The organism is Chloroflexus sp. (assembly GCF_034435895.1).
Taxonomy (GTDB): domain Bacteria; phylum Chloroflexota; class Chloroflexia; order Chloroflexales; family Chloroflexaceae; genus Chloroflexus.
The window spans coordinates 1-21,216 of record NZ_DAOTWH010000177.1; the positions used below are offsets into that span (position 1 = coordinate 1).

The 21,216-nt window shown below is 58.8% G+C and carries 15 protein-coding genes and 2 pseudogenes; 5 read left to right on the forward strand and 12 right to left on the reverse strand.

Annotated elements, in window-relative coordinates; translation table 11 throughout:
* From U9R81_RS10520 to U9R81_RS10570, 10 genes and pseudogenes are all read right to left on the reverse strand, one after another.
* Positions 1-393 (reverse strand): annotated as a pseudogene (locus U9R81_RS10520) (adenosine deaminase); the annotation flags it as partial.
* A gap of 1,067 nt (positions 394-1,460) precedes the next feature.
* Positions 1,461-2,366, reverse strand: a pseudogene (locus U9R81_RS10525) (DNA-methyltransferase).
* Between the two features lie 34 nt (positions 2,367-2,400).
* Entirely contained in the window at positions 2,401-3,483 is a 1,083-nt protein-coding gene (gene prfA, locus U9R81_RS10535; protein WP_322495416.1) for a peptide chain release factor 1, read from the reverse strand.
* A gap of 76 nt (positions 3,484-3,559) precedes the next feature.
* The gene (locus U9R81_RS10540; RefSeq protein ID WP_322495417.1) at positions 3,560-3,694 is read right to left on the reverse strand and encodes a hypothetical protein; all 135 of its coding nucleotides are present in this window, start codon (positions 3,692-3,694) and stop codon (positions 3,560-3,562) included.
* 1 nt (position 3,695) lies between these two features.
* Positions 3,696-3,899 (reverse strand): 30S ribosomal protein S21, encoded by a 204-nt coding sequence (gene rpsU / locus U9R81_RS10545; RefSeq protein ID WP_066788396.1) that lies wholly within the window; start codon positions 3,897-3,899, stop codon positions 3,696-3,698.
* 289 nt (positions 3,900-4,188) lie between these two features.
* On the reverse strand, positions 4,189-6,096 hold the full coding sequence (locus tag U9R81_RS10550; RefSeq protein ID WP_322495418.1) for an alpha-amylase family glycosyl hydrolase: 1,908 nt from the start codon (positions 6,094-6,096) through the stop codon (positions 4,189-4,191).
* 66 nt (positions 6,097-6,162) lie between these two features.
* On the reverse strand, positions 6,163-7,260 hold the full coding sequence (locus U9R81_RS10555) for a sugar ABC transporter permease (RefSeq protein WP_322495419.1): 1,098 nt from the start codon (positions 7,258-7,260) through the stop codon (positions 6,163-6,165).
* Complete coding sequence (locus tag U9R81_RS10560) at positions 7,253-8,332, reverse strand: sugar ABC transporter permease (RefSeq protein ID WP_322495420.1); 1,080 nt, start codon at positions 8,330-8,332, stop codon at positions 7,253-7,255. Before U9R81_RS10560 ends, U9R81_RS10555 begins: the two co-directional genes overlap by 8 nt.
* 95 nt (positions 8,333-8,427) lie before the next feature.
* Positions 8,428-9,666: an extracellular solute-binding protein gene (locus U9R81_RS10565; protein ID WP_322495421.1), complete on the reverse strand. Its 1,239-nt coding sequence runs from the start codon at positions 9,664-9,666 to the stop codon at positions 8,428-8,430.
* An 80-nt stretch (positions 9,667-9,746) separates the two neighbouring features.
* Positions 9,747-10,217, reverse strand: a complete 471-nt coding sequence (locus tag U9R81_RS10570) for a MarR family winged helix-turn-helix transcriptional regulator (protein ID WP_322495422.1) — start codon at positions 10,215-10,217, stop codon at positions 9,747-9,749.
* 168 nt (positions 10,218-10,385) lie between these two features.
* Between U9R81_RS10570 and U9R81_RS10575 the strand changes: the two genes are divergently transcribed.
* Entirely contained in the window at positions 10,386-11,942 is a 1,557-nt protein-coding gene (locus tag U9R81_RS10575; RefSeq protein WP_322495423.1) for a PucR family transcriptional regulator, read from the forward strand.
* Positions 11,943-12,017: 75 nt separating this feature from the next.
* On the opposite strand, the gene U9R81_RS10580 is transcribed toward U9R81_RS10575, so the two are convergent.
* Positions 12,018-13,466 (reverse strand): LCP family protein, encoded by a 1,449-nt coding sequence (locus tag U9R81_RS10580; protein ID WP_322495424.1) that lies wholly within the window; start codon positions 13,464-13,466, stop codon positions 12,018-12,020.
* A 213-nt stretch (positions 13,467-13,679) separates the two neighbouring features.
* Here U9R81_RS10580 and gnd point away from each other — a divergent pair, with 213 nt between their 5' ends.
* From gnd to U9R81_RS10600, 4 genes are all read left to right on the forward strand, one after another.
* Positions 13,680-14,582 carry a phosphogluconate dehydrogenase (NAD(+)-dependent, decarboxylating) gene (gnd, locus tag U9R81_RS10585; RefSeq protein WP_322495425.1) on the forward strand — a complete coding sequence of 301 codons (903 nt, stop codon included), beginning with the start codon at positions 13,680-13,682 and terminating at the stop codon, positions 14,580-14,582.
* Positions 14,583-14,735: 153 nt separating this feature from the next.
* Positions 14,736-16,256 carry a glucose-6-phosphate dehydrogenase gene (gene zwf, locus U9R81_RS10590; RefSeq protein ID WP_322495426.1) on the forward strand — a complete coding sequence of 507 codons (1,521 nt, stop codon included), beginning with the start codon at positions 14,736-14,738 and terminating at the stop codon, positions 16,254-16,256.
* A gap of 12 nt (positions 16,257-16,268) precedes the next feature.
* Positions 16,269-17,408 (forward strand): glucose-6-phosphate dehydrogenase assembly protein OpcA, encoded by a 1,140-nt coding sequence (locus U9R81_RS10595; RefSeq protein WP_322495427.1) that lies wholly within the window; start codon positions 16,269-16,271, stop codon positions 17,406-17,408.
* A 57-nt stretch (positions 17,409-17,465) separates the two neighbouring features.
* On the forward strand, positions 17,466-17,834 hold the full coding sequence (locus tag U9R81_RS10600; protein ID WP_322495428.1) for a hypothetical protein: 369 nt from the start codon (positions 17,466-17,468) through the stop codon (positions 17,832-17,834).
* A gap of 293 nt (positions 17,835-18,127) precedes the next feature.
* On the opposite strand, the gene secA is transcribed toward U9R81_RS10600, so the two are convergent.
* On the reverse strand, positions 18,128-21,118 hold the full coding sequence (secA, locus tag U9R81_RS10605; protein WP_322495429.1) for a preprotein translocase subunit SecA: 2,991 nt from the start codon (positions 21,116-21,118) through the stop codon (positions 18,128-18,130).
* Between the last annotated feature and the right edge of the window lie 98 nt (positions 21,119-21,216).

A 21,216-nucleotide genomic window follows, 5' to 3' on the forward strand; every position in this document is an offset into this window, starting at 1 on the left:
ATGCTGGGCAGCGCGGGCAAAGCCGGCGGCAGCGCCGGCCAGCGCCTCGCGCAAATCAATCCCGCGGCGCACGTGCTGCATCGGCGAGAGCATCACTTCGGCATAGACAACGTGCTGCGCTGCCAGCTCCATCCCCAGCTCGAACGCGAGCAGCTCAAAATCCTCGCCATGCACGATGGTCGCGGCCAGTGCCATAAATGCGTCTAAAAAAGCGTGAAAATCATCGTAGTGAAAGAGGGCGGCCAATTCTTGCTCGGTGCGCACAGGCAGCGGAATGCCGTTGCGTTGGCTCAGCTCGAGAAACGTGCGCGGCGCAACTGCGCCTTCGAGGTGCAGATGCAGCTCGATTTTGGGCATGCGTTCGATAAAAGCCGCGAGCGCCGGCGTGAGCATTGCCTTTCTCCCGCTCGTAGGAACGATGTTAGATAGTATTGTAGCGGATGTTGCGGGGTGTGGGTGCGGGAGTGTTTGTGGAGCAATAGCATCTGATCAGTGAACCAGTGTAAATGACCAATGGCTATTATTCGCCAGTTATTGCGGTATGGTTCACCTCGAGCGCTGCCATAAATCCTTGGTCAAAAATGACTGAAAATCGCTGATATAAGGACGTAGACGATCACTGAGCACAGTCTCGGAATCTACATACTACACTCCATCTAACTGATTTAACGCAATAGTGTAGCCAAGAAAGTGGTTGCATTATTATCTCTGATTCTGGCTCTTTGTACATCGTGTAAGAAAATGGCTACAACCGGAATATTTCTTCCTAGCAACTTCGTAAGTAGATATTCATCAAGAAATATTTTGTCAATTCGATCTTTACTCGTTGTTTTGATAGACCCTATAATCTCGTTAGAACGGATAAATCTAGTTTCTGCGGTAACGATGGTGTGGTGGCGTGAGAAGACGAGATCAAGCTCATAAGAGAGATTCACATCAGGATAGTGGGGCACTGGAATCTGAACGGTACGCGATTCGCAGCTCAACCCGATCTCTTGGAGGATGAGCTTGACAAGCAGCTCGAAAAGTTGTCCTGCTCGTTTGCGTGCTTGGTTGGAATTAGGTAAAGAGTCTCCAATGCACCCTATTGCTTGTTGAATAGTATAAACAATTTTGTTGATTGGCGAGGTTTTGAGGTATGTAACAGCGCTAGGCAAACAAGCAATCTGTTCTTGATGCTGGCGTAAATCACAGAGGAACTGCAAAAATTGTTGCCAAGCTACGTCAAAGTTTTGGACTGTTTTGATAAAAAGTCTGGTATTGATTGGACGTGTAATTTGAGATTTCTTCGTTTGACTATACTGGTAGAAAATATAACAATTTTTTAGTTGGCGATACGATCCTCGTAAGTTCAGATATAAGATTAAGAAAGCTTTGACAGGTGTGGTAATAGTCTTGTAAGCTCGTCAGTTTTTGGGGGATTTGCACCGCATCTTGGAGATCTGCTAACTTCGTTTGGGTCATCGAATCGAATTCCTTCGTGCGGCATTCTCAAAGTCGTACTGTATCCACTTCTCAATTGGCCAATCTTCTACTAACTCAATGCGCTTGATTGCCCAGCGACAGTACTCCAAAGATATATCGCATCCTTTCCATGTTCGACGTAATTGTTCGGCTACAACCGCAGTTGTACCTGAGCCAAGAAAAGGGTCAATGATGAGATCACCCTCGTTTGAGGCAGCCAAAATCAGTTTGCGTAGCAGCTCTTCCGGTTTTTGAGTTGGATGCGGGGTTTTTTCATGCATTCCATTGCACGTTGTTGGTATTTCGAGCACGTCACGCGGCTTGGCGCCACGCGCATTCGAGCGCCAAACAGATGCGCGCTTCTTTCCACGTCCGTATTGGCTCGTTTCCGCTTGCGGATGGTCAGGATATTTCAGTGTGTGTTTCCCATAAGGGATGCGAATATCATCAATGTTAAACGTAAAGTTTTTGCTTTTTCTGAAATGGGGGATGCTTTCGTGGGAGCGTCCCCAATCTGAACCAAGATTAGCTTTGTTTTTATAATGCCAAATCAACCAGCGACATCCAGCGAAGAATCGTGATGCAGGAAGTTTAATCTCGGCGATGATCTCGGAAAATCCGCAGATGAATAAACTGCCGGTGGGTTTCAAGACTCGCGCTGCTTCTTGAACCCATTACAGCGACCAGTCCACATACGCTGCTTGCGATTCAAAGGAGTCCCACTCTGCTTTTTTGATGTTGTACGGTGGATCGGTAAAGACGACATCAACTGACTCTGACGCAAGTGAACGCAACCAAGCAATGGCATCACCCACCCAAATTTCGCCATGAGGATGGGTGTAGCATAGCGTGGGATGATGCGGATCTAGCGTCGTTTCGTCGGTCGGAATATGGGAGCGCATCGTCCATACCAGTTCCTTTTTTGACCAGCCATCCTCAATTCGTAATCCCGCTGGCGCGCAGCCGCTCGGCGTTGTCGTAAACGATCAGCGCCTCGATAATCTTGTCGAGTTCGCCGTTCAGCACTGCCGGCAGGTTCGAGAAGTTCTGACCAATGCGGTGGTCGGTGATTCGGTCTTGGGGGAAGTTGTAGGTGCGAATCTTTTCGGCCCGTTCGCCGCTGCCGACCTGCGCGAGGCGCGAGGCGCCGATCTCGCGCTGCCGTTTCTCTTGCTCGCGGGCATAGAGACGAGCGCGCAACACGGTCATCGCCCGTTCGCGGTTTTGGATCTGCGAGCGACCGTCTTGGCATGTGACGACAATCTCTTCGGGGGTGCCGGCTTTGTACACAATCCGCACCGCCGAGTCGGTTGTATTGACGCCTTGGCCGCCATGGCCGGCGCTGCGGAAGACATCGATGCGCAAGTCTTCCGGCTTGATCTCGATCTCGGCCTCTTCGACTTCGGGCAGCACGGCCACCGTCGCGGTCGAGGTGTGAATCCGGCCACGGGCTTCGGTGGCGGGCACACGCTGCACCCGGTGGACGCCGCCTTCATATTTCAATTGGCTATACGCGCCTTCGCCGTGGATCTGGAAAATCACTTCTTTGATGCCGCCGATGCCGTTTTCGGTCAGGCTGTCAACTTCCACCTTCCAACCCTTCGACTCGGCAAAACGGGTGTACATGCGGAAGAGGTCAGCGGCAAAGAGCGCCGCTTCATCACCGCCTTCACCCTGCCGGATCTCCATTACCACGTCTTTCGAGTCGTTGGGATCGCGCGGCAGCAGCAACAGCTTGAGTTGCTCTTCGAGCTCGGCCAGCCGTTTGCGCTGCGTCTCAAGCTCTTCTTGGGCCAACGCGCGCAATTCGGGGTCGCTCTCGCCCAGCATCGCCTCGGCTTCATCAATCGCGCGTACCGTCGCCTGATATTCCCGGTACGCAGCGACCACATCTTCCAATTCGCGCTGTTCGCGGGCATATTGCTGCAAGAGCGTGACGTTGGTCGCCACCTCAGGCTGGGCCATCAATTCGGTGAGTTCATCGTAGCGCGCGGCGACGGCAGCCAGTTTATCGAACATAAGACATTAATCCATCTGGATGAATAGTGGTTGCTGATCCGGGTCGAGGTGTCACTCGCCACGAATCAGCGAATCGTTATTGGTGTGACCAGCGGCGAGCTAGCGCACGGCGTTGCGTGCCGCCATCTTGCCCAAACGCCATTTCTGCAAAGATAGCCGATGGCACAATACGCAACATCACATCGCGCATCGTGCCATCAGCAATACTCATGCTACATCCCAAGCGAAGCAGCTTTGGCCAGCTTCTTGCGGCGATTGCGTTCAGCGCGGCGGCGCTTCTCTTTGCGCTGCTCGCTCTTCGAGACGAAGTGCATCTTCTCGCGATAGGTCTTGGTGATCCGCTCGGCGACGACACCTTTATTGAAGCGGCGAATCAGTTGCTCAACGGTTTCGCCTTCACGACGTTCAACTCGCATAGCGCTGCTGGATCGGCGGCACGGCAACCGGCATGCGGCATAGAACCGTGGGTTGGCGGGGGGCGACGCCCGGCTCTATGGTCGTATCCGCGATCCTCCCTCATCACCTCCTTCGCAACAGATTTGGTGCGCCCCTGAGCAGCGGCAATGCCGTGATTCCTACACCGAAGCAATAGTATACCGGATGCCCGGCGAATGCGCAAACGCTGCGCAGCAGAGGGCGCAGGGAACGCCGCGGTTTGGTAAACGGCTGCTCGTTGCGCTCCTCTGCGTAGGCGCGGTATCAACACTATTCTGGGCGCCGTAAGATAGCGCCGCCATACGCCGGCAAGATCACGTTTCCGGCGATGACATCGACGGTTTGCGTCGCCAAGGCGACTTCCCAGCGGCCAGCCGGCAATGGGATCGCGCCAACGTGCGGCGCATTGTTGAGCGCAACCAGCCACGTTGCGCCGTTGGCGGTGCAGGTATAGGCTAATTGGCGGTGCTGATCGTCGATGTGGGTAAAGGTGCGCTCGCCGCGCCAGATATCGGTTGTGCTGCGACGTAACGCGCCCAATTGCCGGTAAAACTGCAACAGGTCGCGATCCTGATCGTCATCCCAGAGCATTGGCAAGCGTGCCTCTTCGGGGTGGCCGCTGCCGTCGGCATGGCGCACGTCGAGCCGTTGGCTTAGCCCGACTTCGGTACCGTAATAGAGCACCGGCGGGTGGGGCAGCGTGTATTGGCAGAGGGCAGCGAGCCGCAAGCGGCGGGTATCGCCGCGCGCTACCCACAAGAAGCGGTTCATGTCGTGGTTGTCGAGGAAGCTGGGCAGAGCAAAACCGGGCGGGAAGTAGGCCAGATGCCGGTTGAGGAAGATAGCGAATGTGCTGGCCTTGATCTCATCAAAGGCGAAAAAGCGCCGGATGGCTTGCAAGAGCAGAAAATCAAGACAGCCGTCGAGCCGGCCAATATACGACCGCAATACCTCAGCCGTGTCAACCGCTTCGCCCAACAACACACAGTCGAATTTGATCGCCCGCATCGCCGCGCGAAAGGCTGTCCAGAAATCGTGCGAGGGGCCGATCGTGTAGTCGAGCCGGTAGCCGTCAACCCCCTGTTCGAGCCAGTAGCGCGCTGCGTCGATCATAAATTGGCGCGCCGGTGGATGATCGAGATCAAGCTGCGGGAGTTCGGCAACGCCAAAGAATGAAACGTATTTGTCTGGATACTGCGTAAAGGTGAACCAATCCCGTTCCGGGCTTGAGGGATCGGTGATGGCGCGCTGGAAGATCGGGTGCCGGCTTGAGAAGTGATTGGCGGTGTAGTCAAGGATCACCCGCATCCCGCGGTCGTGGGCAGCGGCGATCAGCGTTTGCAGATCGGCTAACGTGCCCATCCGCGGTTCGACGCTGTAGTAGTCGGTGGCATTGTAGCCGTGGTGCGATGGCGAGGGAAAGAGCGGCGAAAGCCAGATCGCGGTCGTGCCTAGGCTGGCAATGTAATCGAGCTTGGCGGTCACGCCGGCCAGTGTGCCGCCGTAGATGCCCATCGGCGTAGGCGGATGGGCAAATTGGCGGTCGGGGCCGGGATGAAACCGGTCAATAAAGATGTGGTAGATGACGGCTTCATCAAGCCATGCCGGCGCGCCTTCGTCGCCAACCCGGTAGGCGCAGGTGCGTGGACGGCGGAAGAAGGTGAGGTTAAACTCGGCCCCCATTTCGCGCAGGTAATGATCGCCGGGGCCGGGATGGCCGAGCACGCTGCCATCGCCTTCAGTCGCGCCGATCACCTCGCTGTACCAGAGCGATCCCTCGCCTTTGCTCAGCCAAGCCTCGATCCGGTAGCGCACGACGGCGCCGGACGGTTGGGGCGGCAGATCGATCGCCCACTCTTCCATATAGCCCCACAAGAGCGTATCCCAATGACTGGCGAGGCGTTGCCCCTGCGCCACGGCGCTCCCCGGTGCGGGTTGGCCGCGGCGCCCGGTTGGTTCGCTGCCATCAGTCGTATAGTAGACGCAGACCCGGTCGGCGATGATTGATGGGCCGAGGGTGACGAACAGCCGCACCGGTTCGCCGGCCTGCGGCGCCGCCGGTTCCATACGATAACGGTGGGAAATACCGGCCATTTCGGCCCGCACATACCCCAACCGACGGCTGTCGGTGGCCATCGTGCCAAAAATGAAGTCGGCAGAGACGTGAATCTGTTCCACGGTGAACGATCCTTTGGGATTACAAGGATGGTTGGAGCCGTGCGGTCGTGCGGCTCTACGATACAATTATCCCTTGACCCCGCCCAATGTCAGGCCGCCGATGATATACCGTTGCAACAATAGGTAAACGATCGCCACCGGTAACGACAACAAAATCGAAAAGGCGGCGAAGCGCGACCACGGGATTTGTCCGGCGTACTGGCCAGTCATGTTATAGAGCGACATCGCCAGTGTAAAATCTTTGGGGTCGGTCAAGAACTGCCACGACAGGAAGAACTCAGTCCAGCCGCCGGTAAAGCCAAGAAACCCAGTGACGGCCAGCGCCGGCGTCGCCAGCGGCAACACAATCTGGAAGAAGACCTGATTCGGCGATGCGCCATCGATAATCGCCGCCTCTTCCAGCTCTTTGGGAATCGTGTCGAGGTAGCCCTTCAGGTTCCAAATCGCAAACGGCAACGCTCCCGACACCATCGCAATCCCGACGCCAAGCAGCGAATTGCGCAACACAAAGACTTCGCTGCGGGCCGGAGCGAGGCCGCCGTAGATTAAGCCAAGGCTAATGACCAACCCTACCGCGCCGAAGAAGTAGTTGCCCGGCCCCGCCGAGCCCATCCGGATCGCTGGCGCCACCGCAAACAGGGTAAGACCGAGCAGTATCAGGCCAGCGAGAATCAGGACAATACTCATAATCGCACTACTGATGCGAATGCTGTTGAGCAGCGCAAAGAGCGGCGCAATCGTCGCTACACTAGGCAAGACGGTAATCGCCAGCACCGCAATCATCATAAACTGCCGGCCGGGGAACTTGAAGCGTGAGAAGGCATACGCCGCGCTAACGCCGATGAGGAGGGCAAAGGCCGACACCCCGCCGGCGAGGCGCAGGCTATTAAACGCTAACTCGGCGAACGTCACCGGGTTGGCAGTTGGGCGGTCGAGCACTTGCACATAGGCTTGCAGCGACGCGCCGGGCGGAATCAGGTTTAGCTCGGTGGGGCGCGAAATATTGCGTGGATCGAGCGACATGCTCACAATCCAGAGCACCGGAAAGAGCACAGTCGTGGCGATGAACAGGCAAATCGCTTGCAACACCAATTGCTGCCACCACTTCAAGCGGCGGCCGGCGGCGGTGCTGCCTGAACGGCGCTGAGCGGTCACACTAGACATCGTAGCTCTCCGTGGCGCGCGAAATCTTGTTGGTAATCAAGAAGATCGGGATCAACACCAGCGCAATAATGACTGAAAACGCGGCGGCAACCCCATAGAGCTGGTTGACATTGATCAACTTAAACGCCTGCGTCACCATAATCTCGGTGCGGCCAAGCGGCCCGCCGCCGCTCATAAAGTAGATCACATGGAAGAGGTTGAAGGTCGTGACGATGCCCACCATCGCCGCCGGCACCATCGCCGGACGCAGCAGCGGCAGCGTGATCCGCCAGAACTGCTGCATACCGGTCGCGCCATCAATGCTGGCCGCCTCGTACATCTCTTTCGGGATCGATTGCAGCGCACCAGTGGCCACGATGGTCATAAACGGCCAACCCAGCCAGATATTGGCAATCAGCATCGCATAGTAGCTGAGCGGCAGGCCGATGCCGGGGATAGGGTCCTGAATCTGGTTGAACCAGCGAATTTGGACTGGATCAAGACCAAACGGTGTGATGAAAAGATTAATCAACTGATTGATCGAACCGTACTGGTCATCGAACATATTGCGCCAGACTGTGGCGACCACAATATTCGGCAATACCATCGGTAAAATATAAATTGCCCGATAGATTTTGCGTCCCCACAACCCTTCCACGTTCAGCAAGACAGCGATAATAATGCCCAGTGCGACGTGGAACCCGACATTCGAGAACGTCCACCACAGGTTGAAGGCGAGCAAGCGCCAAAAATCAAAGTTACCGCCAAGCCGGGCGACAAATTGCGGGTTATTGGTAATAATATCAAGATAGTTCTTAAAACCGACAAACTGGGCCGGACGGTAATTGGACGGAGTCGTACCGCCGGGGCCAAAGGGGTTGAGCGTCTGTTTCCCCTCTTCTTTGATCACGCCGTAGTCGGTAAACGACATCCAGACTTGAAACGCCAGCGGGTAAAAGGTGACGACCATCATAATCACCAGTGCTGGCAGCAGGTAGACAATCGGGGTGCGCAATTGTTTCCACCCCTCATACAGAGCTGAGCGCGGCGCTCGCGCCGTCGGCGAGGCCAGCTCTGGATTTGTGGTTGCCATGCGGTTTCCTCCCCTGCGGTTGGAACGTTCAGGTGTTGGGTATGATAACACTGCCAGACCCTCAACGGGGAGGGTCTGGCAGGCGGTTGGCCGGGTTACTTACCGTTGGCAGTGTTCATCAGCGCGCAGGCTTCGATGACAGCGGCCTTGGGATCGGCGCCGCCATCGAGCACTTTGGTCATCGCATCACCGAACGGGCCCCAGTAGTTGTCGAGTTCGGGGATCTGCGGCCGTGGCACGCCGGTGGCCGAGGCCTGTGCAAAGGCCTGCACCAGCGGATCACTGATCTGCACCTTGGTGCTCACTGGCACGTGGCCGGCCTCATCGACGTAGACCTTCATCGATTCGGGGCTGGTCAGGAACATCGCCAACGCGACGGCGCCGGCCACGTTTTGGCTGTTGATGCTGACGTAGAAGCCATCGACGCCGGTAAGCGGGCCAGCCGGCTTGACGGCTCCCGGCATCGGCGCCACGCCGAGGTTGTCACCCAGTACGGCGCGGTAATCACCCAACACCCATGGGCCGTTGATGATCATGTCGGCCTTACCGTCCTTGAACAGCGAGTCAGCTTGGCCGCCGTCGGTCGAGAAGGTGACGGTTGGCACTTCCTTCAGTGCCTTGAGGTAGGCGAACCACTCAGGGCCGCCGGCCAGATCGGCGATGCACTTGCCGTTGTTATCCATCAGTTGGCCGCCAAACGCCTGCAACCAGCCAAAATTGTGGTAAGCATTCTGGTTGAGCACCAGCGTTTTGCCCTCTTTGACCAGCGCCAGCAGCTCATCGGTGGTCGCCGGCGGGTTGGTGATTTTGCTCTTGTTGTAGTAAAGCGCCACCGCCTTAAACGACTCAGGAATGCCGTACAGCTTGCCGTTGAGTGACATGCCGGCAACGCCGGTCGGCGCAACATCGGTCAACATGCTCTGGTATTCGCTCAGATCGGCTAGCACCCCAGCGCGGATCTGGCTGCCAAGGCTATCATTCGGGGCAATGAACATATCGGGGCCGCCGCCCGACGAAACCTCGTTATTGAACTTATTGAAAATCTGATCGAAGGGGATTTGCAGCACATTAATGGTGGCCTGCGGGTAGGCGGCGCGGGCGCGATCGATGAGGATGTTGATCGCCTTCTCCTCGGCGCTGCCGGTGCCGTAGGCATGCCAGAGCGTGACTGTGCCGGTAATGGCCATGCCGCCGGTGGCAGGTTGGGCCGGCGCAGTCGTGGCTTGAGCGGGAGCAGTCATGGGTTGGGCGGCGGGAGCGGGTTGGCCGCAAGCGGCGAGGAGGGTGGCGAACAGGGCCAGCAGCGCGAACAGTGCAAACGACAGGCGCTTCACACGTTTCTCCTTTGGCTGGGGCAACAATGCCCAATAATTAGAAATTATACCGCAACAACAATAGTGATACGATGGGCTAATCAATCGCTATCGCTCGATATCGTACCTCCTTCACTCCCATGTTGCACGATCGTCAATTCGCGCCGGAGCTTGAGCAGCAAGCGGGTAAGCAACTCGTGCTCAGCCCCATCAAGCACAGCCCACTGGCGCGCGAGTGATTCGCTATGCGCAGCGCGCACCTTGGCTAAGTGGGTGCGGCCATGCGCCGTTAACCTGAGCCGTTGCACGCGCCGGTCACTCGGATCAGCAATGCGCTCAACTAAACCGAGGGAGCTGAGGCGGTCGATCAGACGGGTTGTGCTGCTTTTGTCGATCAGCAGATGGACGCTCAGATCCGATAGGCGCACACCGTGGCGTTCATCTAGCAGCAGCAGCGCCGCATATTGGGTAGGGTTCAGCTGGAATTGGCGCAACAGGCGGCGATCGCCATCATCCAGCAAGACATAAACTTCTTGGATTATACGGTGCTGCTCGGTACCGGATGGCGTCATAGGCTTTCGGATAACTTCGTTGTCAACAAAATAGTTGTATAAAAAATTATTGTGAGTGGGATTATATCAGATACGACAAGCGATTGTCAAGAGGGGCGTGCGACGTTGATCACCAGAACAATGTATAATACGGTCAACTTCGGTGTTAACGATTTGTGATGCATTAGTATGGGAACCATCACCGTTCGCGATGTTGTGCGACTAGCGTTGCCGGAGGGCACTGCGGTCGTCGCTGGCGCTGCCGGCTTGGGGCGTCAGGTCAGTTGGATTGCCACCCTCCGCGCTACGTTGCCGGCCTTTGCCGAACTTCGTGGTGGTGAACTCGCCTTGCTATCGGTTGAAGCGGCGCGCGCGCTCGATTCGCGGTTGACGTTAGCAGTGTTGGTGCGCCGCTTGGCGCAGGCGCCGGTACCGATTGCCGGCGTTGCTGCATTGGGCGTGATCACACCCGAAGATCAGCAAGCGGCGGAAGAGGCCCGGCTGCCGTTGCTGCATCTGCCTGATGGGGTTGATCTGCGCGAGGTCGAGCGTGAGATCACGCGCCTGATTACCGATTACGACGCTCAATTCGAGCGGCGGGCCGCCCAGCTCTACGATTTGCTGACCCAACGTTCATTGCAAGGCGGCGGGATTGGCGGCTTGCTTGATATTTTGCACGAGCGTACCGGCCAGAGTGTGGCTTGTTATGCGCCGAATGGCGTGATCCGGGCGCAGCGTGGGCGCGGGCAGGCGCGGCTGGCCTTGCAGGCGCTGCGGCCCTCTGGTCGCGGCGAGACAAGTTTGCTCAACCAGCAAATCTGGGTCGAGCCGATTGGCAATAGCAGTGTGCCAACTGGCTACGTCGCGATTGCTGGTACAGCGCTTGATCCGTGGGATCGCACGGCAGTGCAGCGTGGCGCCTTGGCGTTGGCGCTCGAATTGGCCAAAGAACAGGCGGTGCAGGCTGCCGAAGAGCGGTTGCGCGGCGATTTTATTGCCAGTATTCTGGCCGGGCCGCCAGCTGATATGGCCGCAGCGATCCAGCGTGGCCAAGAATTGGGCTATACCCTTACGGCGCCCCATACGGCAGTGCTGGTGCATATCGATGATGCCAGCGCGGCGACGTTGGGCCGGGCGGCGGCGAATATTCAGAATGAGCTGAAACGGCTGAATATCAATGCGCCTATCTCGCGGCGCGAGAGCAATGTGCTCTGTATGTTGCCCTTGCCGACCGTCAGCCGGGCGCGCGAGGTGGCCGAGCAGTTGCGCGAACGCCTGTTGCTCGATCATCCGAATGTCGTGCTGGCTGTTGGCATGCCGGCAGCGCATCTCTCGGAATGGCGGCGCACACTCGAAGAAGCCGAACAGGCTCTCAGCCTTGGCCGCCAGATTTTTGGGAACGATCGCGTGCTCGCGTTCGGCGATTTAGGCGTCTATCGTTTGCTCATCCGCTTGCGCGAGACGCCGGAGCTGTGGTCGTTCTACCGCGAGACGCTCGCTAGTCTCGCCGAGTATGATAAACGCCAGCACGCCGACTTGATCAAGACGCTCGAAGCCTATTTCAACAACCTCGGTAATCTGCGCGCTACTTCCGAGGCGTTGCACGTTCACCGCAATACGTTGCTCTACCGCATCGAGCGCATCAAAGAGATTAGCGGGATGGATCTCGACAACGCCGAGGAACATTTTGCGCTCTGGCTAGCCGTGCGCGCGCACCGCATTCTCTCGACCTTGGAAGAGGGTTGAACAAAAGGGAGTAAGGATCGGGGTCAGCGCGTCAGGATGCTACCTGCCCTCCTCCCTACTCCCCACTCCCCTCCTTTACGGCGTGCGATCGCGGCCCAAGATCACCACAATTTCTGCCTCGCTATACACTTCTGCCGGTTTGCCAACGACCACCTCAGCGCCGAGCAGTTGGGCCAGCCGGCGGGCGGTGAAGGGGGCGTTGCCGGCTTGATACACCACCGTACGCGGGTAGTCTCCCGGCGGCGCGTCAGCAGGGGCGAGCACCGTAAAGCCGTTGGCGCTCAGTTCTTCGCTGGTGCGGCGCGCTAACCCGACCACGCCGGCCCCATTGAGCACCTGCACCCGCGCTTGTTCGCTCGCCTCTCCCGGCGGCGTCAGCCAGCGATTGACCAGCGCTGCCACGTCGCTGGCATCCCAGATCAGGTTGGTGTCGTTTTCTCGCACAGCTACCGTGCCCGGCTCGATCCGGTAGCGCCCGATCAGCGCCGGATCAAGGTTGGCGGCTAGCCGGCCCATGGCCAGCAGGGTGTCGAAGTTAGCAAGCGGCAGGGTGGTCAGAATGGCCGGCGTATCGCCAGTTTGGGTCACGGCATCGAGCAGGCGCGGCAACAGCAGCATCCGCTCAAACCAGTTGCGCTGCTGGATCTCATTCACGATCGCTTGTACAACCTGCTGCTGCCGTTCGGTGCGGCCAAAGTCGTTGTCAGCGTGGCGCGTGCGGGCGTAGATCAAGGCGCGCGCGCCATCCATCCGTTGCGGGCCGGGCTCGAAAATGACCTGCATCACGCCGTAGTCGGGAGTAGGGTAGGCGTTATCGACAATCCGGCGCGGCACGTCGATCGTAATCCCGCCGAGGGCGTCAATCAAGGCGGCGAAGCCGTCGAAGTCGATCTGCACCACGTAATCGACCCGCATGCCACGTTGCTCAAAGTTGAGAAACCGGCTGACCGTGTCAGCGGCAAATGCCATCCCGCCCTGTTCCGCGCTTACGCCGTCGCCATAGAGTTCGGTCGCGTGGTAATAGCCGTAAGCGTAGGCGGCGTTGATCTTGCTGGGGCCGCGGTTGGGCAGATCAACCTGTGTATCGCGCGGGATCGAAAGCAGGTTGGTCCAGCCTCCCATGCCATCGAGCCGCACCAGCATCAATGTGTCGCTGCGTATCCCCTCTTCAGGATGGTCACGCCGGATATCTACCCCAACCACCAAGATGTTCGCGCCCAACAATGGCGAAGCAATCGCCAGCCCGCGCGGGTCGGCAACCACGACCCGCTGCGCCAGTCGGTGGATCTGCCAGTAGCCAAACCCCAGCGCCAGCGCAACGATTGCCACTATCCCCAGCGCGATCCAACCCAGTGGCCAGCGCCGCCGCTTGGGTGTGGCACGGTGCGGTGGGTTGCTTGGCGGCGGTGGCGGGCCTTGGCGAGAGCCTTTGTGCTCGACCCGTCGCATCACCAGCGTCTCGCCGGTGTAGGGCGGGCGGCCAGCCGGCGGGCGAGGTGGTTGGTTGTTGGGGGAATTTGACATAAATATACTCCGAAATAATCATTATGTATGGTAGAGACGTTGCCGGTTCAGATGGTGGGTCGCAACGGCTCAGAGGTGCTATCCTCGAGCGCCATGACTCTGCGTAACGCCAATCAGCATACCGCATTGCACTCGCGCCGTCATCAGACCGGAGTATAATGCTTAGCAAGGATGATCAATTGCATTCGCAATAATTAGCTTGAGGAGCGAATAATGGAAGTAGGCCTGATCGGTTTAGGCCGGATGGGCGCGAATATGGCGATTCGCTTGCGCCGCGGCGGCCACCGGGTGATTGTCTATAATCGCACCGTCGCCAAAGCGCGTGAATTGGCGGCTGAGCACGATCTGATCGCGGCGGAAGAGTTGGCCGATCTGGTGGCGATGTTGACCCCGCCGCGCGTGGTCTGGTTGATGTTGCCGGCGGGCGCTGCTACCGACGAGCATCTGGCCGCGCTGACGCCGTTGCTCGCGCCGGGTGATATTGTGATCGATGGCGCCAACAATAATTATAAGGCGAGCATTGCCCACGCCGAGCAGTTGGCGGCTCAGGGTTTGCGGTTTCTCGATATTGGCGTCAGCGGCGGGATTTGGGGCTTGCAGGTCGGCTACTGTATGATGGTCGGCGGCGACGAGGAGTCGTTCCGCTACGTCGAACCGCTCTTGCAGACGCTGGCCCCGCCGGATGGCTATCTGCTGTGCGGGCCGCATGGAGCTGGCCATTTCGTCAAGATGATCCACAACGGCATCGAGTATGGCATGATGCAGGCCTATGCCGAAGGCTTCGAGATTTTGCGCCAGTCGCGCTACGATTTTGATCTGGCCAAGATTAGCCACCTCTGGAATCAGGGCAGTGTGGTGCGCTCGTGGTTGTTGGAATTGGCCGAGCGCGCGTTCAGCGCCGATGCCGATCTGAGCAGCATCCGCGGCTATGTCGAAGACAGCGGTGAGGGACGGTGGACGGTGCAAGAGAGCATTGATCTCGCTGTGCCGGCGCCGATCATTACCCTCTCGTTGCAGATGCGCTTCCGCTCGCGGCAAGAAGACAGCTTCAGCGCCAAGGTGCTGGCCGCGCTGCGCCAGCAGTTCGGCGGCCACGCGGTCAAGAAGGCAGAGTAAGGTGAAGGTGTTTTTACCGCAGGGGGCGCAGAGGACGCAGCGGTGTTGGGAATACAACGGCAGGTCAATCTCCCGGCGCTGAACACCATTCTCTTGTCTTTTCCCTACGACCTCGGCGTCCTCTGCGGTAAAAAACAAGCACGGAGCAAGCGCATGGTGACGCCTGTTTTGGATAATCCGCTGCGGGCCGGGTTGCGCATTGGTCGCACACCCGAACCCTGCACGATGGTCATTTTCGGCGCCAGCGGCGATCTGACCAGCCGCAAATTGGTGCCGGCGCTCTACAATCTGGCCCGCGAACGCCGCTTGCCCGGCGGTTTTTCGGTGGTTGGCTTCGCTCGCCGCGATTGGAGCGACGACTATTTTCGCGATCTGCTGCGCGAGGCGATCAATGCCAATTCGCGCTCAGGGCCGGTTGATCCCGAATCGTGGGCTAGTTTCGCCCAAGGGATTCAATACCATCGCGGCAGTTTTGACGAGGCTGATGCCTATACCAGTTTGGCCGAGCGGCTGGCGGCGATCGACGCCGAGCGCGGCACCGGCGGGAATCGCGTTTTTTATCTGGCCACGCCACCCGAAGCGTACCCCACGATTATTGCCCAGCTCGGCGCGCACGGGCTAGCGCGTTCAAATGGGTGGACACGGATTATCATCGAAAAGCCGTTTGGCCACGACCTCGCCAGCGCGCAGGCGCTCAATGCCGAGGTATTATCGGTCTTTCGCGAAGATCAGGTCTACCGCATCGATCACTATCTCGGCAAAGAGACGGTGCAGAATATTTTGATCTTTCGCTTCGCCAACGGTATTTTCGAGCCGATCTGGAACCGGAGCCACATTGATCACGTGCAGATTACCGTTGCCGAGACCATCGGGGTCGAGGATCGCGGCGGCTATTACGATACCTCTGGCGCGCTGCGCGACATGATCCAAAACCACCTGATGCAGTTGCTGTGTCTGGTGACGATGGAGCCGCCGTCGCTCTACGACGCCGATGCGGTGCGCGACGAGAAGGTCAAGGTGTTGCGTGCGGTGCGCCCGTTGTCGGTCAACGATACGGTGCGCGGCCAGTACGGGCCGGGCAGCGCCAATGGCCGCCCGGTGCGCGGCTACCGCGAAGAGAAAGGTGTGTCGCCTACTTCGCAAACCGAGACCTACGTCGCGTTGAAGCTGTTTATTGACAATTGGCGTTGGGCCGGCGTGCCATTCTATTTGCGCAGCGGTAAGCGCCTACCGCGGCGGGTAAGCGAGATCGCGATTCAGTTTAAGGCGGCGCCAACGATGATCTTTGCCGATACGCCGCTCAACGACCTCGATCCGAACGTCCTAGCGATCAAGATCCAGCCTGACGAAGGGATTTCGCTCAAATTCAGCTCGAAAACTCCCGGCCAACCGCAGATCCGTCCGGTGACGATGGATTTCCGTTATGGCGCATCGTTCGGCGTCACTTCACCAGAAGCCTACGAGCGGCTGTTGCTCGATTGCATGCTTGGCGATGGCACCCTCTTTACCCGCCGTGATGAGGTTGAAACCAGTTGGGCGCTGTTGACGCCGATCTTGCAGGCATGGGCCGAAGGCCCGCTGCAGCCGTTCCCCAATTACGAAGCCGGTAGTTGGGGGCCGGCGGCAGCCGATGAATTTATCGCCCGCGATGGCCGGTCGTGGCGGCGACTATAGGATGGAGATGGTATGAGCGAAGCGGCAATCGATATCAATGCGATCGAGCGTGAATTGCGCCAGATGTGGCAAGAACAGGCGACGCATCCCGATGCTGGCGGGCAAGCGGTGATTCGGGCGCTGACGCTCAACTTGATTGTGCGCGCGCCTGATGATGATTGGGCCGAACAATCCTTGGCGGTAGCGCCGGCGCTCACCGCGCAACACCCTAACCGTACCGTGATTGTGATTGACCGGCCCGGCCCGGCGACCGAGTTGCAAGCGAACGCACAGGCGCTCTGCACGCTGGCCAATGCTGGTCGCACGCAGGTCTGCGGCGAGCAAGTGACGATTAGCGCCCGCGGCGCACCGGCTGGGCAACTGGCCAGCCTCGTCTTGCCGCTGCTGGTGCCCGATCTGCCAGTAGTGCTGTGGGCTCCCGGCCCGCAGCTCTTCGCCCAACCGCTGGTGCAACGGCTTTACCGGCTTTGTGACCGGCTCATCGTCGATTCGACCACCTTTGCCGATCCGCTACGGGAATTGTCCGAGTTGGCCGCTTTTGAACAGACAGCCAACGGTGCGCCAGCGGTGAGCGATTTGGGCTGGACGCGCCTAACCCCGTGGCGTGAATTGACGGCTCAGTTCTTCGATACGCGCCCCTTTTTGCCGCACTTGCACCGGATCGACGAGATCGTGATCGAATACGCCGCCGGCAACCGTCCGAATCCAGTGGCGGCGCTGCTCTTTGTCGGCTGGCTGGCGAGTTGTTTGAAATGGACGCCGCTAGAAGATGCGGTCGGGATCGAGGGCGAGACCATCCAAATCTACCTGCGGCGACCGGCGGTGGGGGTAGGGCCAGCGGCCATCCGGCTGGTGAGTGTGGCAATCCGGCCAGTCGATCGCGCCGGCGTGGAAGGGCTGGCACGGTTGGCGTTGCGAGCAGTAGACAATCAGATGGCAGAGTTTGTGGTGGAATTGACGAGTGATGCCGGGCACGCTTGCACGCGAGCGACCATTGCCGGCGCGCACCCGATCGAGCGCACGGCAACGATTGACCATCCAGTGCTGGCCGATCTGCTCAACAGCGAACTACGGCTGCTCAGCCGTGATCGCACCTTTGCTGCGGCGCTGCATCTCGCCGGCGGGCTGGCGCGACGGTTGGCGTTGCCATAGCGGGAGATCCGCTATAATGCTTCACCAACCGCATGTATGCAGACAAGGATCGCGCTGATGTTTCCGTTTCAAGAACTCTTCCTGAGCCCCCTCGGCGTTGGCATCATTATCTTAATGCTGTTGATTGAATGGCAGGCGATGGTGCAGATCAAATGGCAACCGCTTTTTCGCGCGTTGGGTGATGTGGTGGTTGCCAGTATTGTGTCATCGGTCGTGATTGTGCTGCTGGGCCAATTGCTGCTGGCGTTAGAAAACCCGTTATTCGTGATTGTGGGGGCGTTCGTGGTGGCGGTGCTGGTTGAGGGCTTCGTGCTGATGCTGATCCGCAAACGCAAGGCTGCCCCCAGTTATATGGCGGCGCTGATTGCGAATGCGGTGTCGTTTATCTTTTTGCTGATCTTTTATTTGTCGTTTTTGGCGATGTAGCAAGGGCAGCAGCCCTGCTGTGGGCGCGCGGGGCGTGTTCTGTTGTCATTGCGAGGGCGCGGGGCGCCCGAAGCAATCTCCCGCTTTGGCGGGAAGGATGGCTGAGTGCACTCATCCCGTGCGCGGGGGAGATTGCTTCGCCGCGCGGGTCAATGCCGCGTATTGCCCCGCTGCGGCGAAGCAATGACAAGCTGGGGAGCGGGATATGCCCCCATCCTAGCCCTCCCCCGGAGGGGGAGGGAGTGGTACATGCCCCTCCCCCAGCGGGGAGGGGCGAGGGGTGGGGCGTGATCTTACCGCTTCTTCCCCCGCGGCACCGATTGGGGATTGCGCCCGCGTTGCGCGGCAGGGCCATTTGGCGGCAATTGGCCGCTATCGATCGCAGCTTTGATCTTGGCCGCCTCTTCGGCGATAGCCGGGTTGGCCAGACGCGCCGCCTTAGCCGGCGCCGGCGCAGAAGTTGCCACCGGTGTTGCATTCCCTAGACTTGTCAACTCGTGCTCGCGACCCAAGTGGCAATGCTTGAACTTCTTGCCGCTGCCGCACGGACACGGATCGTTGCGCCCGATCTGCGGCGTAGAACGGCGTTGTGGTTTGCGCCCCTGCTCGACTTCGCTGCTGCTGCCGGCGACTTGCGCGGTTGCCAAACGGCGGGCCTGCTCTTCGGCGATTTGGCGCAGGTAGGCTTCATACTGGAACGAGGCCGGGATCACGTTATAGACAATATCGCGCGCAATGTTCGCCTTCAACTCGTCGAACATGCGGAACGACTCGCGCTTAAACTCGATCAAGGGGTCTTTCTGCGCGTAGGCTTGCAAGAGAATATTCTGCCGCAATTCGTCCATTGCGGTCAGATAATCGACCCACTGGCGGTCAATTGCGCCCAACATCACCCGTCGCTCGACCGTGCGCATCACTTCGGGAGTAACTGCCTTCTCGCGCTCGGCGTAAGCAGTTTCGAGCTGATCGAGCAAGAACTGCTCAATCTCCTCTTTCTTCTTCCCCTTCAACGTCTCAGCAGTGACGGTCGGCGGCAGGGTCGGGTTGATCCGGCGATACGCGCGCAGCACCTCGGTCAGCTCGAACTCATCGGGTTCATCACTCAGATGCTCGTCGATCTGGCTCTGAATCTCTTCCGCCATCAGATCGAGCACCCGCTCGCGCATATCGGCTTCGTCGAGGATAGCCTTGCGGTCAGCGTAGATAATCTGACGCTGCTTATTCATCACGTCGTCAAACTCGACGGTGTGCTTGCGGGCATCGAAGTTATAGCCCTCGACGCGAGTCTGCGCACCTTCGATTGTGCGATCGAGCAGGCCGGCTTGCAACGGTACATCGGAACCAACGTACCGCTCCATCAAGCCTCTGATCCGGTCGACCGGGCCAAACCGGCGCAGCAATTCATCTTCGAGCGAGAGGAAGAATCGTGACGAGCCGGGATCGCCTTGGCGACCGGCGCGCCCGCGCAACTGGTTATCGATCCGGCGCGCCTCGTGGCGTTCGGTGCCGATCACGTGCAAACCGCCGAGCTTGCGCACCTCTTCGCCTTCGGCCTCGGTCAACGCCTTCGCCTTCTCCCACGCCGCTCGCTTCTGTTCAGGCGTGGCCGTTTCGATGGTCAGGCCCTCTTTACGCAGAAACTCTTCAACCAAACCATCAGGGTTACCGCCGAGCAGAATGTCGGTACCGCGACCGGCCATATTGGTGGCGACCGTCACTGCACCCTTGCGCCCGGCCTGCGCCACAATCGCCGCCTCGCGTTCGTGCTGTTTGGCGTTGAGCACATTGTGCGGGATGCCGGCCTGATTGAGCATGGCGCTGATCCGTTCGGAGGTCTCGACCGACGTGGTGCCAATTAGCACCGGTCGCCCAATCTCGTGCATCTCTTCCACTTCGCGCAGCACGGCGTTGAATTTCGCCTCTTCGGTGGCGTAAATCTGGTCAGGCAGATCCTCGCGAATCATCGGCCTGTGGGTTGGAATGACCACCACATCGAGATTGTAAATCTTGGCGAACTCTTCCCGCTCGGTGTAGGCCGTACCGGTCATACCGGCCAGCTTCTTATACATGCGGAAGTAGTTTTGGAAGGTGATGGTAGCCAGCGTCACATTCTCGTTCTTAATCGCCACCCCTTCCTTAGCCTCGATCGCCTGATGGAGGCCATCGCTCCAGCGCCGGCCCGGCATTGCCCGCCCGGTGAACTCGTCGATAATAACCACTTCGCCGTTCGGCGTCACCATATAGTCGCGGTCGCGCTGGTAGATAAACTGGGCCTTAAGCGCATTCTCGACGTAGTGGGTCTTCTCGTAGTGTTCGGGATCGAACAGGCTCTCGCCAGCGGGGATATTGAGCAACTTTTCAAGCTTCTCGATCCCCTTTTCGCTCAGGTAGATGCTCTTGCTGCGCTCATCGACAAAGAAATCGCCGTCCGGCTCCAGCCCCTCCTCTTTCACCTGCTTGGCCGTCACCGACGAGCGGCGCAACTGGCGCACCAACTTCGCCATCTGGCGGTAGAGATCAGACGACTTCTGCGCCGGGCCAGAGATGATCAACGGCGTGCGCGCTTCGTCGATCAAGATGTTGTCAACCTCGTCAACGATGGCGTAGTGCAGCGCGCGTTGCACGAGCTGCGACTTCTCGTATGCCATATTGTCGCGCAGATAGTCGAAGCCGAACTCGTTGTTGGTGCCGTAGGTAATGTCGGCCAGATAGGCTTCGCGCCGGGTGCAAGGTCGCCAATGGACGAGGCGCTGGTCTTCGGGATTGGCGTTGGGATCGATATAGTCAGGGTCGTACAACGCGCTCTGTTCGTGGGCGATAAAGCCGACCGAGAGGCCGAGGAAGTGGTAAACCGGCCCCATCCATCCGGCGCCGACTTTGGCCAGATAGTCGTTGACCGTGACCAGATGCGCGCCTTTGCCTTCGAGCGCATTGAGGTAAAGCGGCAAGGTGGCGACGAGCGTCTTGCCTTCGCCGGTCTTCATCTCAGCGATTTTGCCTTGGTGCAGCACAATGCCGCCGATCAACTGCACATCGAAATGGCGCATCCCAATCGTGCGCGCGGCTGCTTCGCGCACGGTAGCGAAGGCTTCGGGCAATATATCATCAAGCGTCTCGCCATCGGCCAGACGCTGGCGGAATTCATCAGTCTTGGCGCGCAGCTCGGCATCGCTCAACTTGGCGAATTCGGGGCCAAGCCGGTTGATCTCTTCCACTATTGGCTGCAGCCGGCGTATCTCTTTCTCGTTGCTGTCACCCAGCAACCGCCGGAGAAAATTCAACATACCAACTCCTTATACGGACGCAGCGCGCTGAATCTCTGCAATCAGGCACAGGCGCAGCGCGCTGAATCTCTGCAATCAGGCACAGGCGCAGCGCGCTG

What these genes read in the sequence shown, in the direction of transcription:
- U9R81_RS10580 (WP_322495424.1), bottom strand. Translation starts at nt 13,466, where the DNA reads ATGTCAAATTCCCCCAACAACCAACCACCTCGCCCGCCGGCTGGCCGC.
- U9R81_RS10540 (WP_322495417.1), bottom strand. Translation starts at nt 3,694, where the DNA reads ATGAGTATTGCTGATGGCACGATGCGCGATGTGATGTTGCGTATTGTG.
- zwf (WP_322495426.1), top strand. Translation starts at nt 14,736, where the DNA reads ATGGTGACGCCTGTTTTGGATAATCCGCTGCGGGCCGGGTTGCGCATT.
- U9R81_RS10560 (WP_322495420.1), bottom strand. Translation starts at nt 8,332, where the DNA reads ATGGCAACCACAAATCCAGAGCTGGCCTCGCCGACGGCGCGAGCGCCG.
- rpsU (WP_066788396.1), bottom strand. Translation starts at nt 3,899, where the DNA reads ATGCGAGTTGAACGTCGTGAAGGCGAAACCGTTGAGCAACTGATTCGC.
- U9R81_RS10555 (WP_322495419.1), bottom strand. Translation starts at nt 7,260, where the DNA reads ATGTCTAGTGTGACCGCTCAGCGCCGTTCAGGCAGCACCGCCGCCGGC.
- U9R81_RS10595 (WP_322495427.1), top strand. Translation starts at nt 16,269, where the DNA reads ATGAGCGAAGCGGCAATCGATATCAATGCGATCGAGCGTGAATTGCGC.
- gnd (WP_322495425.1), top strand. Translation starts at nt 13,680, where the DNA reads ATGGAAGTAGGCCTGATCGGTTTAGGCCGGATGGGCGCGAATATGGCG.
- prfA (WP_322495416.1), bottom strand. Translation starts at nt 3,483, where the DNA reads ATGTTCGATAAACTGGCTGCCGTCGCCGCGCGCTACGATGAACTCACC.
- U9R81_RS10575 (WP_322495423.1), top strand. Translation starts at nt 10,386, where the DNA reads ATGGGAACCATCACCGTTCGCGATGTTGTGCGACTAGCGTTGCCGGAG.
- U9R81_RS10600 (WP_322495428.1), top strand. Translation starts at nt 17,466, where the DNA reads ATGTTTCCGTTTCAAGAACTCTTCCTGAGCCCCCTCGGCGTTGGCATC.
- secA (WP_322495429.1), bottom strand. Translation starts at nt 21,118, where the DNA reads ATGTTGAATTTTCTCCGGCGGTTGCTGGGTGACAGCAACGAGAAAGAG.
- U9R81_RS10570 (WP_322495422.1), bottom strand. Translation starts at nt 10,217, where the DNA reads ATGACGCCATCCGGTACCGAGCAGCACCGTATAATCCAAGAAGTTTAT.